The organism is Cereibacter sp. Soil_C_27, from assembly GCF_057657095.1.
The window spans coordinates 146,212-161,793 of the sequence record NZ_JBDGJD010000003.1; the positions used below are offsets into that span (position 1 = coordinate 146,212).

Genomic DNA, 15,582 nt, shown 5'->3' on the forward strand with positions numbered 1-15,582 from the left:
GCTCATGCCGTTTGATGCCGGATGCGGGGATCGAGCGCTGCGTAGATCAGGTCGATCACGATGTTGAGGATGAAGATCGCGAGCGCCGTCACGATGATGGTCGATTGGATCAGGGCGAAGTCGCGGCGCATGATCGCATCGATCATCAGCTTGCCGATGCCGGGCCAGCCGAAGATTGTCTCCACCACGACAGCTCCGTTGACGAGGCCTGCGGCAAGGTCGCCGGCGACGGTGATGACCGGCAGCAGGGCGTTGCGGAGCCCGTGGATGAAAAGGATCCGGCGGCCCTTGATGCCCTTGGCCCGCGCAGTCTTCACATAGGCGGAGCTGAGGACGCCCAGCATCGTGCCCCGAACCACCTGCATCAGCAGACCGAAGGGCCGCAGCATCAAGACGCCGATCGGCATGATCCAGTGCAGCGGTGTTCCGGTGCCAGATGTGGGCAGCAGCCCCATCGAGACCGAGAAGGTCAGGATCGCGACGATGGCCACCCAGAAGTCCGGCGCGCTCGCCGCCGCCAAGGCGCCAGTGGTGGTCATCCGGTCGAAGAAACTGCCGGGACGCGCCGCAGCCAGCGAGCCGACCACAATGGCCAGAACCAGCGCCAGCGAGATGGAGATCGCGGCCAGTTTCAGCGTCTGGGGAAAGGCCTCGAGCGCCACGCCCATGGCGGGAACATTGCGCGACAGCGACATGCCGAAGTCCAGCTGCGCGATATCACCGAGATAGCGCAGGAACTGCACGACCAGCGGATCGTCGAAGCCGTTCAGATCGTTGAACGCCTGCCTTTGCGCCTCGGTGGAATCGAGCGGCAGATAGAGATAGGCGGGATCACCCGTCAGCCGCGAAAGAAAGAACACCAGCACCACGAGGCCGATCACGGCGACAAGGCTCTGGACGCTGCGTTTGGAGACGTATCTCAGCACATCGGGTCCTCCCCAAGCGGGGATCCGGCGCAGGTCGCGCCGGATCCGGAGACATCAACGGAAGCGGATGTCCGCGAGGCGGATCTCGCCATTGGTCTTGAGGTCGGGCTTCCAGTCCAGCTTGGGGCTGACGCGGACATAGCCGATCATATGGTACATCGGGATGTCGGCGATGATGTCGTCATGCACCATCCGCGCCGCTTCCTGAAAACCGTTCGCACGCTCTTCGCCCGTGGAGGTCATGGCCTTCAGGATGACCTCGTCCAGCGCCGGATCCTCGACCGTCGAATACTGGCCGTTGGAGGTGTACATCACCGGGATGGTGAAGCCCGCGTCGCCGGTGTTGTTGTCGTGCTGCTGCTGGAACAGGGTCGGGCCGCGATCCGCCGGGAAGGGTTTGTCGAGGTAGCGCACCCAGTCGGCTGCCTCCAACGCCCGGATCTCGATGGTCAGACCAAGCTCGGACCAGAGCGCCTGCATCGCTTCCAGAGACTCGCCCGAGTTCGGAAAGAAGCCGTTGCGGGCGATCAGCACGATCGGAGTGTCGACCGGCACACCATCGGCGCGCGCTTCCTCGATCAGGGCGGCGGCGCGCTCGGCGTCATAGGCCCAAGGCTTGATGTCGGCGTTGTGACCGACGACGCCCGGCACCACCATCTGCGACGCACGCAGCACTTCTTCGCCGAACAGCGCCTCGCCCATGCCGTCCCAGTCGATGCCGATGTTCAGGGCCTCGCGCACGCGCTTGTCGTCGAGCGGCGGGATCTGCATGTCGATCCGCATCCGGGTGGTTTCCGAGTTCAGGTAGGCGAAGTCGGTTTCCGGGTTCGTCGCGTCTTGCACGGCGATGGCGGGGGTCATATGGGCCTCCCCTGTTTCGACCATGGCCGCGCGGATGGCCGACTCGCTGCGCCAGATGAAGTTGGCGCGGGTGACCGGGCCGGCGTCGCCCCAGTAGCTGTCGGATTTCACCAGCGTGACATGCTCGGCATCGGCGGCCTCGAGCTTGAAGGGGCCGGTGCCGACCGGTGCGTTGGTCTCGGCGTCGAAGGGCAGGTTCGGCGAGACGATCTGCACCGTGCTCATCAGCGTCGGCATGATCGGGTTGGCGATGGAGGATTTCACCTCGACCGTGCGCGCGTCGATCGCCGTCGGCGTCAGTTTCTGGTCGCCGAACTTCGAGCGGCTGTCACAGGTCAGTGCCGGGTTCATCAGGCGGTTGATGGAGTTCACCACGGCTGCGGCGTCAAAAGCTGCGCCGTCCTGGAAGGTCACGCCGTCGCGAAGGGTGAAGTGCCAGGTCTGCGGGTCGATCAGCTTCCATTCCGTCGCCAGATGCGGCAGCACCTCGCCGGTGTCCGGGTCGGTGACGGTCAACGTCTCGGTGATGTTCATGTTGATGACGCGGCCGATATCGGCGCGGATCGAGCGGCAGGGCTCGAGGTTGGCCGGCTGCTCGGGAAGGACGATGGTCACTTCCTCCGCCAGTGCTCCGGTCACCAGCAAACCCGACGTCAGCAAGCCGGCAACGCCCGTAAGCAGCTTGTTCCTGTAGCGCATGTGTGAATCCTCCCAGATGTTTCGCCAAGGTGCGTGACCGGCTTCCTCCCTGATCACGCGCCCTCTTGGTCTTCTCGCTTTCGCCGCAAGGGCGAAATGACGTCTGCACAAACTAAAGCACTAATATATTAGACCGTCAACGCTCATGCAGCCAACTTGCGCTGGCGCGCCTCGGCCTCGGCTGCCAGTAGCGCCTCGACCGCCGGTCGAACGCTTGCCAGCCCTGCTTCTGTGAGGTTCGAGACAAGCGGCGTCAGCGGCCCGCAGGCGGCGATTCGCGACAGGGTGACGGCATCATGCAGCACCGCAGTGCCCCCCAGTTGCGCGCGAACCCGCTCGAACTCCAGGAAGGGCTGGCTGCGTTCGCGCGCCTCCTCGTGCTGCTCGGTGCGGTAGAGCCGCAGCAACTCGTTCGAAGCGGCGGGTGCGATGCAGACCGCGCCCGAGGTGAAAGTGGTTAGTTCGCGCTGGCCGATATGATCGTGGATCGGTGTCTCGCCCATGCCGCTGGCGATGCGGCCGGCGCCGACCGCTGCGATCAGAGAATCCAGATAGGGGTCCTGCGCCGCTTCGCTGCGCTCCACCGCATATTTCACGAAGCTCACCGCCCCATCCTCAACCAGGCGCGCAACGGCTTCCGGCTCGACATAGCCGTCGCGCTTCACATACAGCACCAGCCCGAAGCCGAGCGCATCCGCCAGCCGGCGCGCGCCTTCCGCCACGCCGCGCGGATCGCTCGGGAAGGCCATCGGCAGCATCATCACGTTCTGCAGGCCCGAGGCGCGGACATCCGGCACCTGATCCATCGCCTTGCCGAAATCCGGGCCGATCGAGAAGAGGATTTTCCCGCCTTTCGGGCAGGTCTCGGTAAGGGTCGACAGCGCCTCGCGGAACAGCTTCGCCCCGAAATGGTAGATATTCGCGTTGCCACCATAGAGCAGGACGTCGCTGCCGCCGTCGACGATATGCTCCATCAACCGGCGGTTCTCGGCGACCGAGACGCGGCCTTCGGCATCAAGGGCAACCGGTGGCACGGCGACGACCGCAGAATAATCCGCGGGGGTGAGGGTGGCAGTTGGCATGACAGATTCCTCCGATGTACGCGACCATATCGCGCATCATAGGGCAAACCTGTCAACACAAATTACAGCTTATGGCGCCAAGGAGCGGTCCAACATGCGGCGACGCGACTGGACGAGATGGTATTCGATGGCGATCCGCGCCCCGTTGCGATCCCGGGCGCGGATCGCCTCCACGATGTTGGCGTGCTCGCGGATGACGATCTCGCCCCGCTGCGGCGAGCGGGATTGGCTCAATCGCAGCGAGACCTGCATGAAATTGCCGAGCTGCATCTCGCTGCCATTAAGCGCCTCGGCGAAGAACTCGTTTCCAGAAGCCTCGGCGATGGCCATGTGAAGCGCGCGGTCGGAGCGCCATTCGAAGATGCCGCTGCGGATCTCGGTCACGAAACGCTCGTGGGCCTCCTGGATGCGCGCCATGGAGCTCTCGTCGCGCCGTTCCGCGGCGAGAGCGGCGGCGGCGGCCTCGACGATCAGCCGGTATTCCTGGAACCGCTGGAAGCGGGCAACCTCGTTCACATCGGCCACCAGCGCCAGATCGGCGGGGGGACGCGACATGACATAGGTGCCGCTGCCCTTGCGGCTTTCCACCAGCCCATCGCGCTGCAGCCGGGCCAATGCATCGCGGATGACCGGACGCGAGACTGCGAACCGCTCGCCCAGCTTCTGCTCCGACGGCAGCCGCGCGCCGGTGGGGAAAAGGCCCGAAATGATGTCGGTCATGATCCGGCCATAGACCTGATCGGAGAAGGAGGCGGGCCGTGCCGCGTCTTCGGTGGTCATGGCATCCTCCATCGGCCCTGTGGCTCGGGAGGTTTTAAGCAAAGGCGCGCCGCTCCGGAAGCCCGTTCCGGAGCGGCGCGTGGTATCAGAAGCGCAGGTCTTCCGGCAGGACGTCCTCCGGCACGTTCTGGAAGCAGACCGGGCGGAGGAAACGGCGGATCGACAGTGTTCCGACCGAGGTGGCGCCGAAGTTGGTCGAGGCCGGGTAGGGGCCGCCGTGCACCATCGCGTCCGAGACCTCGACGCCGGTCGGAAACCCATTGAACAGCACGCGCCCGGCCTTGCGTTCCAGCACCGGCAGAAGCCTGCGCGCCGTTTCGGCATCGCCCGCGTCCATGTGCACCGTGGCGGTCAGCTGACCCTCGAAGCCGCGGGCAAGCGTGAGCATCTCTTCCTCACCCGAAACCCGCACCACCAGACCGAGCGGCCCGAACACCTCTTCTCCAAGCGCATGGTCCTGCAAATAGGCTTCCGCCGTCGTCTCGAAGAGGTTGGGGCTGGCCTGTCGGCCCGTGTCTTCATGGCCCATGACCTCGGTCACCGAGTTGCGCGAGGTGAAGCGCTCACGCCCTTGGCGATAGGCGGCGGCGATGCCTTCGGTAAGCATTGTCTGCGGTCCCACCTTCTCCAGCGCAGCCTTGGCCGAGGCGACAAAGGCATCCGCCTCCGGACCCTGACCCACCACGGCGATGCCGGGATTGGTGCAGAACTGGCCCGCGCCCATGGCCAGCGAGGCAGCCCAGCCTTGGCCGAGCGCCTCTGCCCGTGATCGGGCGGCCTCCGGCAGCAGGAACATCGGGTTGACCGAGCCGAGTTCACCGAAGAACGGGATCGGCTCCGGTCTCGCGGCGCAGAGGTCGAAGAGCGCGCGGCCTCCGGCCAGCGAGCCGGTGAAGCCGACGGCCTTGATCAGCGGGTGCTGGACCAGCGCGGTGCCGACGTCGCGGCGACCGCCCTGGATCAGGCTGTAGACGCCCTTCGGCAACCCGCATTTCTCGATGGCGGCCGCAACGGCCTCGCCCACGATCTCGCCGGTGCCGGGGTGGGCGGAGTGCCCCTTCACGACGACGGGGCAGCCTGCCGCCAGCGCCGCTGCCGTGTCGCCGCCGGCGGTCGAGAAGGCCAGCGGGAAGTTCGAGGCGCCGAAGACCGCGACCGGACCGATCGGGCGTTGGATCATCCGCAGATCCGGGCGCGGGATCGGTTGACGGTCGGGAAGCGCCTTGTCATGGCGGCGGTCGAGATAGGCGCCCTCACGGATGTGGCTGGCGAAGAGGCGCAGCTGGCCCGTGGTGCGACCGCGCTCGCCGTTCAGGCGCGCCTCCGGCAGGCCGGTTTCTTGGGTGCCGATCTCCGTGATGGCCTCCGCCCGGGCCTCGATCTCGTCCGCGATCGTGTCGAGAAAGCGCGCGCGCTCTTCGCGGCTCAGATAGGCATAGGTCCAGAAGGCCTCTTCTGCCGCCTCGCAGGCGCGGTTCACCAGCTCGACCGTGCCGACCGAAAACTCGCGTACGGGACCATGCGCGGGCTCGGATCGGAACGTCTCGTCGCTGCCGATCCATTCGCCCGCAACGAGGTGCCGGCCATGAATGGTGAGGGTCATCAGAAATCCTTTCCGCTGTAAGGTCGCAAGGTCCGGGGCCGGGGCTCAGCGACCCGACGCCTTGCGCCACTCTTCGTATTTCTTCAGGTTCTCGTCCTTGGTGCAAGGGTAGAGCCCGATGATCGGCGTGCCCTTCTGGACCTGCTCAAGCACAAAATCCTCGAAGCTTTCCATGCCGGCGCATTCCTCGGCGATCTCGTCGGCAAGATGCGCCGGGATTACCATGACCCCGTCCTTGTCCCCAAGCAGAACATCACCCGGAAAGACCGGGGCATCGCCGCAGGAGATGGGCACATTGATGTCCAGTGCCTCGTGCAGGGTCAGGTTGGTGGGGGCGGACGGTCTGGCGTAATAGGCGGGCATGTCCAGCGCGCCGATGCCTTCCGCATCCCGAAAGCCGCCGTCCGACACCACGCCCGCCGCGCCGCGGAGCGCCAGCCGCGTGATGAGGATCGAGCCGGCCGTCGCCGCGCGGGCGTCCTTGCGCGCGTCCATCACCAGAACCCAGCCCGGCGGGCAGGTCTCGATCGCGACGCGCTGCGGATGGTCCGGGTTGCGGAAGACGGTGATCTGGTTGCGATCCTCGCGCGCGGGAATGTAGCGGAGGGTGAAGGCCTGCCCCACCATCCGCTCTTCCTTCTTCGCGACGGGCACGACGTTCTGGATGAACTGGTTGCGCAAACCGCGCTTGTAGAGCGCGGTCGCGATCGAGGCGGTTGAAATCTTCTTCAGCTTTGCGCGTGTCTCGTCGGAAAGGATGTAGTCGGTCATGCTGGCTCCGGTCATCAATTGATCGCGGGCTCGTCCACCGGACGGCCGAAGTCGGTTTTCAGGAAGTCGAAGTCGCAGCCCTTGTCGGCCTGTTCGACATGCTTGCTGAACATCACGCCATAGCCGCGGCCATAGCGCGGTTCCGGCGCGATCCAGGCCGCGCGGCGGGCTTCAAGCTCCGCGTCGGAGACGAGCATGTTGAGGCTGCGGTTCGGGATATCCAGTTCGACCAGGTCGCCGGTCTTCACCAGGGCGAGCGGCCCGCCGACATAGGCCTCGGGGGCGGCATGCAGGACGCAGGCGCCGAAGCTCGTGCCCGACATCCGGGCGTCCGAGATGCGGACCATGTCGCGCAGGCCGAGCTTCAGCAGCGCCTTGGGCATCGGGATCATCCCCCACTCGGGCATCCCCGGCCCACCCTGCGGTCCCGCATTGCGCAGGATCAGCACCGTGTCCGGGGTCATCGGGTAATCCGGGTCGTCGATGATCTTCTTCAGGTCCGGATAGCTGTCCGCGACCAGCGCGGGCCCGGAGTGCTTGTGGAACTTCGGATCGCAGGCCGCAGGCTTGATGACCGCGCCATCCGGGCAGAGATTGCCCTTCAGCACCGCGAGCGAGCCCTCGTGGTAGACCGGGTTCGACAGTGGACGGATAACGTCCTCGTTCCAGATCTTCACCTCCTCCAGCCCCTCGACCAGCGGGCGCCCGGTGACGGTGATGGCCGCGGAGTCCAGCTTGTCGCCCAGCTGCTTCATCAGCGCACGGAGACCGCCGGCATAGTAGAAGTCCTCCATCAGGTAGGCCGTGCCCGACGGGCGGATGTTCGCGATCACCGGAGTCGTGCGGCCGATGCGGTCCAGGTCGTCCAGCTCCAAGGGGATGCCCGCGCGCCGTGCCATGGCGATCAGGTGAATGATCGCATTGGTCGAGCAGCCCGTCGCCATCGCCACCGTCACCGCGTTGTTCACCGCGGCCGGGGTGATGATCTTGTCCGGCGTCAGGTCCTCCCACACCATCTCGACGATGCGCCGGCCGCACTGGGTCGACATCCGCTGATGGCTGGCATCCGCCGCGGGGATCGAGGAGGCGCCAGGCAGGATCAGGCCCATGGCCTCGGCGATGGCGGTCATGGTCGAGGCGGTGCCCATCGTCATGCAATGGCCGTAGCTGCGGGCGATGCCGCCCTCGATGCCCTGCCATTCCTCCTTGCTGATCGTTCCGGCGCGACGCTCGTCCCAATACTTGAAGCCGTCTGTGCCCGAGCCGAGAAACTTGCCGGCATAGTTGCCGCGCAGCATCGGCCCGGCGGGCAGGAAGACGAAGGGCAGGCCCATGCTGATCGCGCCCATCGTGAGACCGGGCGTGGTCTTGTCGCAGCCGCCCATCAGCACTGCGCCGTCGATCGGGTGAGAGCGCAGCAGCTCCTCCGTCTCCATCGCCAGCATGTTGCGGTAGAGCATGGTCGTCGGCTTCACGAAGTTTTCCGACAGCGACAGGGCCGGAAGCTCCATCGGGAAGCCGCCCGCCTGCAGGACGCCGCGCTTCACCCAGTCCACCCGGTCCTTGAAATGCATGTGGCAGGGCTGCGCATCCGACCAGGTGTTGATGATCGCGATGATCGGTTTGCCTTCCCAGTCCGCCGCGTCATAGCCCATCTGCATCGTGCGCGAACGGTGCCCGAAGGAGCGCTGGTCGTCCGGCACCATCCAGCGGGCCGAGCGGAGTTGCGCGTAGGTCTTGCCGGTCATCTTTTCATCCCGTGACTGCGTCTGTGGGGCGGTGGCTGCGCGATGCTTCGCCGGATGACATCGCCCGATGCCGTGGCGCACCATCAAGCAAGGCGCCGAAGGCCGGCGGCGCGATCAATCGCACGATCATGAAATTCCTCCCCGACAGGCGGGGATTATCTTCCCCATAAGCCGAAACACTAATATATTAGTTTTTCTCGGTCAACCATGTCCTATACTGGGCTCCGTTGAACGAACGTCATGGAGGTTATTCCACCTGTGTCCATAGCGCCGGCCCTGAAGCGGACTTCCGCTGCGCACCAGCTGCACGAGATCCTGCGCAGCCGCATCATCTCGCTCGACCTGACTCCCGGGATGCAGCTGTCCCGGAACGAACTTGCCGCCGCCTACGCTGTCAGCCAGACTCCGGTGCGCGATGCGCTCCAGATGCTGGAGCAGGAGGGTCTGGTCACCGTCTATCCGCAGTCGCGCACCGAGGTGACGCGGATCGACGTCGGTCACGCTCAGGAAACCCAGTTCCTGCGCGTGTCGCTCGAACTCGAGGTGATCCGCGTCCTGTGCGAGACAGGATCGGCGGACGACCTGGCCCGCCCGGCCCGCCTGCTGCGGCTGCAGGAAGCCGCCTTGCACGTCGACCGGGATCTGGTGCGCTTCAACCAGCTTGACCGCGATTTTCATTGCGAGATGTTCGCGATTGCGGGCATGCCCGACCTCTGGAACCTGATCCAGGCGCGCTCGGGGCATATCGATCGCCTGCGGGCATTGAACCTCATGGAGCCGGACAAGGCTTCCACTGTTCTGCAGGCGCATGGCCAGATCATGGAACGGATCCAAGTGCGCGATGTGGCCGGGGCTCAGGCGGCGGTTCGGCAGCACCTGTCCGGGACGCTTGCTCTCATGAAGGAAATCCGAGAGGCGAGTCCGGACTTTTTCTAGCCCATCAAATTCCCACCCCCGCACAGCGCGCCGTGTTGCGGATGTGGCTGGCCATGGCGAGGCGCGCGGCTTCGGGGTCATGGGTGGCGAGCGCCGTGATGATCTGGCGGTGTTCGCCCAGCGAGGCGCGCATGCGGTCGGCTTCGGTGCGGGGGATCGGTTGGCGCTGGGTCTCGGTCAGCAGGCTGCGCACCGTCTCGTAGAGCGTGCGCAGCATCAGGTTCGGACAGGCAAGGGCGATGGTCTGGTGGAACAGCAGGTCCGCCTCCACATTGGCCAACAGATCGCCCGCCTCCCAGCAGCGTTCCATCCGGTCGGTCGTGGCGCGGAGCTGGTCCAGCGCCTCGCCCGAGATCGAGCCGCTGGCATGGGCCGCGATCTCGGATTCCAGCATCAGCCGGGTCTGGAACACGTCCTGCACCGCATAACTGTCGGCGTAGCGCCATTTCAGCCGTTCCGACCCCGAGGCCTTGCGCGCCGTGACGAAGGTGCCGCGGCCGGGTTCGGTCTTTATCAGCCCCAGCGTCTCGAGCGTCAGCAGGGCCTCGCGCAACGAGGCGCGGCTGACGTTGAACCGCTCCGACAGGACGCGCTGCGACGGGATCTGGTCGCCCGGCTGCAACTCGCCGTCGAGGATCATCGCCTGGATGCGTCGCGCCACCACCTGCGGCAGCGGGGTCCAGCCTGTCGTCGGGAAATCCATCTCCGAAGTCATCCGCCTGTCGGCTCCTGCCTGTTTTGGCGGCGTTACCCGAGGCCGGGCGCCGCAGCCGTCTGTTTGATCCAGCTAACGTCTTGCGTTGCAAAACGCATCATGCTTGGCTGGCCTGACCGGTCAGACCAGTTGGACCGTAACAACAGAACAACGACAGGGAAAGGACAAGAAATGTTCAGGAAGACATTGCTTCAGGCCGCGGCGGTCTCGCTCGCGCTCGGCGTCGCCGGCATGGCCTCGGCCCAGGGGCTGACGGTCGGGGCCAATGTGGGCAACGTGCCTTGGGAGTTCCAGGACGAGTCCGGGGCCATCGTCGGCTTCGAGATCGATCTGGCGACCGAGGTCGGCAAGCGGCTCGGGCGCGAGGTGACGATAGAGAACATCCCGTTCAACGGCCTGTTCTCGGCAGTGCAGTCCGGGCGGATCGACATGGCGATGTCGTCAATCACCATCACCGAGAAGCGTCTGGCCGAGGTGAGCTTCGCCCAGCCCTATTACGACAGCGACCAGTCGCTGACCGTGACGGCGGCGAGCGGGCTGAAGGGGCTGGCGGATCTGAAGGACAAGGTGATCGGCGTCGATACCGGCTCCACCGGCGACATGTGGGCGACCGAGCATCAGGCCGAATACGGCTTCGGCGAGATCCGCCGCTTCGAGGGTCTGGCCCCGGCGATGCTCGACCTCGGCAATGGCCGGATCGACGGCTACATCAGCGACATCCCGGCGCTGCAATACTACGCCAAGGACAAGCCGCAGTTCGCCGTGGTCGAGCGTATCCCGACCGGCGAGCAGTATTCGATGATGTTCGCCAAGGACGCGGCTCTGGCCGGCGAAGTCAGCGAGGTGCTGAGCGCGCTGAAGACCGAGGGCTTCGTCCAGGCGACCCACGAGAAATGGTTCGGAGCGGCACCCGAAGCCAGCACCTCCACCGCGACGGTCATGGAGATGCCCGCGCTGAAGTGACGACGCTCCGGCGGCGGCGCCCCCGCCGCCGGTTTCCCGACGTCTGGCCGAAGCGACGGCGATGAAAGCAGTCCATGGAAATCTTTGATACCTTCTTCAACCTGCCGGTGCTGATCCGCACGTTTCCGCTGCTCCTTTCCGGGCTGTGGATCACCCTGCAGATCGGCGTCGTCAGCATCCTTGCCGGGCTGGTGGCGGGGCTCGGGCTGGCGCTGGTCCGGCTCTATGCCGCGGGCTGGCTGCGGTTTCTCGCCCGGCTCTACATCGACGTGATGCGCTCCATCCCGCTTCTGGTGCTGCTGATCATCATCTATTACGCGCTGCCCTTCGTCGGCATCCGGCTCTCGCCCTTCCTCTCGGCGGTTGCGGCGCTGTCGCTGGTCTCCGCCGCCTATACCGCAGAGATCTTCCGCGCCGGGATCGAGGCGATCCCGCGCGGCCAGTTCGAGGCCTCCGAGGCGCTGGGGCTCGGGGTGCGGCACAAGATGGTCGACGTGATCCTGCCGCAGGCGATCCGCATCGTCATCCCGCCGCTGACCAACAACTGCATCAACGTGATGAAGGACACGGCGCTCGCCTCGGTCGTGGCCATGCCCGACCTGTTGAAACAGGCAACGCAGGCGCAGGCGCTTTCGGCCAACCCGAGCCCGCTGATCGGCGCGGCACTCATCTATCTGGCCATCCTCTGGCCGCTGGTCGCCGCCGTCTCGCGGCTGGAACGCCGCTACGGGAAGGATCGCTAGATGCCGGGCTACATCCATATCCGCAATCTGAAGAAAAGCTTCGGCAGCTTCACCGCGCTGTACGGGATCGATCTCGACATCGCCGAGGGCGAGGTGGTCTGCGTCATCGGGCCCTCCGGCTCGGGCAAATCCACCCTGATCCGCTGCATCAACCTGCTGGAGGATTACGCGGCCGACAGCACGATCACCGTCGGCGGCACCCCGGTGCAGCGCGGTCGCGCGCTGGAGAAGGTGCGCGCCGATGTCGGCATGGTGTTCCAGTCCTTCAACCTGTTCCCGCACCTCACCGTGCTGCGCAACGTGATGCTGGCGCCGATGCGGGTCCGGCATCTGCCCGAGGCCGAGGCCGAGCAGCGGGCGCGCGAACTTTTGCGGCGCGTCGGCATCGGCGAGCAGGCCGACAAGTTTCCCGGCAAGCTGTCGGGCGGCCAGCAGCAGCGCGTCGCCATCGCCCGGGCGCTGGCGATGGAGCCGAAGGTGATGCTCTTCGACGAGCCGACCTCGGCGCTCGACCCCGAGATGGTGGGCGAGGTGCTGGACGTGATGAAATCCTTGGCCGGCACCGGCGTCACCATGCTGGTGGTGACGCATGAGATGGGCTTCGCCCGTCAGGTCGCCGACCGGGTGATCTTCATGGACGGCGGGCGGATCGTCGAATCCGGCACGCCCGCGCAGATCTTCGACACCCCGCAGGAAGAGCGGACCCGCAATTTCCTTGGCGCCGTGCTGAACCACTGAGCGCCCCCCTTTCGGAGACGATGATGACCCTCGACCTCACCCATGTCCGTTCCCAGTTTCCCGGCCTGTCGCGCGGCTGGACCCTGTTCGACAACGCCGGCGGCTCGCAGATCCTGAAGGGCGCGGTCGAGCGGATAACCGAGTTCCTCTACGAGAAGAACGTGCAGATCGGCGGCAGCTACGAGGTGTCGCTGGCAGCGGCCGAGGCGCTGCGCGAGGCGCGGGTGGCCGCAGCCACCATCATGAACGCCGCCCGGCCCGAGGAGATCGTCTTTGGCCCCTCGACGACCGTGCTGATCCAGAACCTCGCCCGCGCCATGCGCTCGCAGTTTTCTGAAGGAGACGAGGTCATCGTCACCGTGGCCGATCACGAATCGAACATCGGCCCGTGGATGAGCCTGCGAGAGTTCGGGGTGACGGTGAAGATCTGGCCGATCAACCGCGAGACGCTGATGCTGGATCTCGCGGATCTCGAGCCGCTGATGACCGACCGCACGCGGCTTGTGGCGGTGACGCATGTCTCCAATATCCTCGGTCAGGTGAACCCGGTGGCCGACATCGCCCGCTTCGTGCACGAGCGCGGCGCGCGGATCTGCGTAGATGCGGTGGCCTATGCGCCGCACCGGGCAATCGACGTGCAGGCTTGGGACGTGGATTACTACGTCTTCAGCCTCTACAAGACTTACGGCCCGCATTATGCTGTGATGTATGGTAAATTCGAGAATCTTCTGGAACTCGACACCCTCTATCACTACTTCTACGGCAAGGACAAAACCCCGGGCAAGCTGGAGCCGGGCAACCCCTCCTACGAATGCGCCTATTCGACACTGGCGATCCGCGACTATCTCGTGGGGCTGGGCGGCGCCTCGGGCGAGGCGCGGTCGCGGCTAGAAACCGGCTTTGCCGCCATCACCGCGCAGGAGGATGCGCTGGTGGCGCGGCTGCTCTCCTACCTCACCTCGCGCAACGACTGCCGGGTGTTCGGGGCGACGCGCAACGAGGGCTCCCGGCGCATCCCGACCGTGGCCTTCCGCTTCGACGGGCACGACTCCGGCGCGCTGGCCAAGGCGATGGACGCCCACAAGATCGCCATCCGGCACGGTGATTTCCACTCCCGCCGTTTGGTGGAGGATCTGGGCGAGACCGGGGCCGGCGGCCTGCTCCGCGTCTCGATGGTCCATTACAACACGGTAGAGGAGGTCGACCGCCTGTGCGCCGCCTTCGACCAGATCCTGCGGAAAGCGGCCTGATGTTCGATATTGTCATAAGAAACGGCAGGATCGTCACCGCGTCGGCCGTCACCATGTGCGATATCGGCATAGCCGATGGCCGCATCGCCATGCTCGGCGAAGCCCTTCCGCCGGGGCGGGAGGAGATCGATGCCACTGGGCTCTATGTCCTGCCGGGCGGGATCGACAGCCACGTGCACCTGTCGCAGCCCTCGGGCGATGGGATCGTGATGGCCGACGATTTCGAAAGCGGCACGCTCTCGGCGCTGCATGGCGGCAACACCACGATCCTGCCGTTCTGCCTGCAGCAGAAGGGCAGCACCCTGCGCGAGGCGCTCACCGGCTATCACGCGCTGGCCGAGGGCAACTGCTACACCGACGTCAGCTTCCACCTGATTGTCACCGACCCCACGCCCTCGGTGCTGGGGCAGGAGATCCCGGCGCTGGTGGAGGATGGCTATACCTCGCTCAAGGTCTTCATGACCTACGAGGGCCTGCGGCTGCGGGATGACGAGATCCTGTCGACGCTCGATGCCGCCAAGACTTCCGGCGCGCTGGTCATGGTGCATTGCGAGAACGAGGATGCGATCCGCTTTCTGATCGGCAAGCACGAGGAGGCGGGCAGGGTGGCGCCTCCCGCCCATGCCACAACCCGCCCCATCGCGGCGGAGCGCGAGGCGACGCATCGGGCGCTGTCCTTGGCCGAGATCGTCGATGTGCCAATCGTCATCGTGCATGTCTCGAACCGCGAGGCGATGGAGGAGATCGCCCGCGCCAGACAGCGCGGCGCCAAGGTCGTGGGCGAGACCTGTCCGCAATACCTGATGCTGACCGCCGACGATCTGGACCGCGAGGGCTGGGAGGGCGCGAAATTCGTCTGCTCGCCGCCGCCGCGCGACAAGGCAAGCCAGATCGCCTGCTGGGAGGGGCTGGAGCAGGGCATCTTCGACCTCTACTCCTCCGACCACTGCCCCTTCCGCTTCGACGACCCGGAGGGCAAGCTGAACAGCCGCGGCAAGACCAGCTTCCGCTGGATCCCGAACGGCATCCCGGGGGTGGAGACGCGGCTGCCGATCCTGTTCTCGGAAGGGGTGATGAAGGGCCGGATCGACCTGCCCCGCTTCGCCGCGCTGACCGCGACCAACCATGCCAAGCTCTACGGCCTCTACCCGCAGAAGGGCGTCATCGCCGTCGGCTCGGATGCCGATCTGGTCCTGTGGGACCCGACCGAGACGCGCCGCCTGACCAACGACGACCTGCACCACGGTGCGGATTACACGCCCTACGAGGGGCTTGAGGTGACGGGTTGGCCGGTCACCGTGATCCTGAACGGGGCGATGGCGATCGACCGGGGCGCGCTGAAGCTGAAGCGCGGCGCGGGCCGCTACCTGCCACGCCAGCGCAGTGCGCTGGTGGGCGCGCAACCGGACGGCATGCGCTGACGGCGCTTGGGTCGCCCCGGCGGCCCGACCCCTGACCCTTCGGGCGCAGGCGGACCGGGGCTGAACCCGTGATCGCGCCTCGGCTGATCCCCGCCCCCCATTCAGGGATTCCGGCGGGTCTCTGCCTGTTTCCCGCCCATCATGCCTCGCATGTTGAAGCCCCGGCACCCAGCGCCCATAGTCCGCCCGTATCGTATCCGTCCCCGCATTCCGTAGATCCCTTTTCCCCTGTGCCAACCGTGGCCACAGCCCTGCGCTTGTCGCCCTGAACCCTGCACGACCGCGTCAGACGCGAGGCACTGCCTGCCATCCCAGCGCCCCGGCGCTCGATCGGCCCTGCGCGCGC

General features: G+C 66.0%; 14 protein-coding genes. 6 read left to right on the forward strand and 8 right to left on the reverse strand.

All coding sequences use genetic code 11. The features are described 5' to 3' along the window. Positions 1 to 2: 2 nt before the first annotated feature. The 7 genes from AC3A5Z_RS12740 to araD all read right to left on the reverse strand — a co-directional run bounded on the left by AC3A5Z_RS12740 (position 3) and on the right by araD (position 8,470). A complete protein-coding gene (locus AC3A5Z_RS12740) occupies positions 3 to 926 on the reverse strand; it encodes an ABC transporter permease (protein ID WP_487519722.1) in 924 nt (307 codons plus the stop codon). Positions 927 to 980: 54 nt separating this feature from the next. Further along, positions 981 to 2,486 (reverse strand): ABC transporter substrate-binding protein, encoded by a 1,506-nt coding sequence (locus AC3A5Z_RS12745; protein ID WP_487519723.1) that lies wholly within the window; start codon positions 2,484 to 2,486, stop codon positions 981 to 983. Between the two features lie 143 nt (positions 2,487 to 2,629). Then, positions 2,630 to 3,568 carry a dihydrodipicolinate synthase family protein gene (locus AC3A5Z_RS12750; RefSeq protein WP_487519724.1) on the reverse strand — a complete coding sequence of 313 codons (939 nt, stop codon included), beginning with the start codon at positions 3,566 to 3,568 and terminating at the stop codon, positions 2,630 to 2,632. 69 nt (positions 3,569 to 3,637) lie between these two features. Then, entirely contained in the window at positions 3,638 to 4,348 is a 711-nt protein-coding gene (locus AC3A5Z_RS12755; RefSeq protein WP_487519725.1) for a FadR/GntR family transcriptional regulator, read from the reverse strand. An 85-nt stretch (positions 4,349 to 4,433) separates the two neighbouring features. Continuing rightward, positions 4,434 to 5,951, reverse strand: coding sequence for an aldehyde dehydrogenase (NADP(+)) (locus AC3A5Z_RS12760; RefSeq protein ID WP_487519726.1), 1,518 nt, complete (start codon positions 5,949 to 5,951; stop codon positions 4,434 to 4,436). 45 nt (positions 5,952 to 5,996) lie between these two features. Next, positions 5,997 to 6,722: a ribonuclease activity regulator RraA gene (locus AC3A5Z_RS12765; RefSeq protein ID WP_487519727.1), complete on the reverse strand. Its 726-nt coding sequence runs from the start codon at positions 6,720 to 6,722 to the stop codon at positions 5,997 to 5,999. A gap of 14 nt (positions 6,723 to 6,736) precedes the next feature. Beyond that, on the reverse strand, positions 6,737 to 8,470 hold the full coding sequence (gene araD / locus AC3A5Z_RS12770) for an L-arabinonate dehydratase (protein WP_487519728.1): 1,734 nt from the start codon (positions 8,468 to 8,470) through the stop codon (positions 6,737 to 6,739). A 258-nt stretch (positions 8,471 to 8,728) separates the two neighbouring features. On the opposite strand from araD, the gene AC3A5Z_RS12775 reads away from it, so the two are divergent. Continuing rightward, entirely contained in the window at positions 8,729 to 9,406 is a 678-nt protein-coding gene (locus AC3A5Z_RS12775) for a GntR family transcriptional regulator (protein WP_487519729.1), read from the forward strand. Between the two features lie 4 nt (positions 9,407 to 9,410). Here the strand turns inward: AC3A5Z_RS12775 and AC3A5Z_RS12780 are convergent, their stop codons facing one another. Further along, the gene (locus AC3A5Z_RS12780) at positions 9,411 to 10,121 is read right to left on the reverse strand and encodes a FadR/GntR family transcriptional regulator (protein WP_487519730.1); all 711 of its coding nucleotides are present in this window, start codon (positions 10,119 to 10,121) and stop codon (positions 9,411 to 9,413) included. Between the two features lie 171 nt (positions 10,122 to 10,292). Here AC3A5Z_RS12780 and AC3A5Z_RS12785 point away from each other — a divergent pair, with 171 nt between their 5' ends. The 5 genes from AC3A5Z_RS12785 (at position 10,293) to hydA (ending at position 15,236) form a co-directional block, all read left to right on the forward strand. Further along, positions 10,293 to 11,084, forward strand: coding sequence for an ABC transporter substrate-binding protein (locus AC3A5Z_RS12785; protein WP_487519731.1), 792 nt, complete (start codon positions 10,293 to 10,295; stop codon positions 11,082 to 11,084). A gap of 74 nt (positions 11,085 to 11,158) precedes the next feature. Continuing rightward, positions 11,159 to 11,827, forward strand: a complete 669-nt coding sequence (locus AC3A5Z_RS12790) for an amino acid ABC transporter permease (RefSeq protein WP_107665761.1) — start codon at positions 11,159 to 11,161, stop codon at positions 11,825 to 11,827. Then, a complete protein-coding gene (locus AC3A5Z_RS12795) occupies positions 11,828 to 12,565 on the forward strand; it encodes an amino acid ABC transporter ATP-binding protein (RefSeq protein WP_487519732.1) in 738 nt (245 codons plus the stop codon). A 23-nt stretch (positions 12,566 to 12,588) separates the two neighbouring features. Then, a complete protein-coding gene (locus AC3A5Z_RS12800) occupies positions 12,589 to 13,815 on the forward strand; it encodes a cysteine desulfurase-like protein (RefSeq protein WP_487519733.1) in 1,227 nt (408 codons plus the stop codon). Then, positions 13,815 to 15,236 carry a dihydropyrimidinase gene (gene hydA, locus AC3A5Z_RS12805; RefSeq protein ID WP_487519734.1) on the forward strand — a complete coding sequence of 474 codons (1,422 nt, stop codon included), beginning with the start codon at positions 13,815 to 13,817 and terminating at the stop codon, positions 15,234 to 15,236. Before AC3A5Z_RS12800 ends, hydA begins: the two co-directional genes overlap by 1 nt. The last annotated feature ends 346 nt before the right edge of the window (positions 15,237 to 15,582 follow it).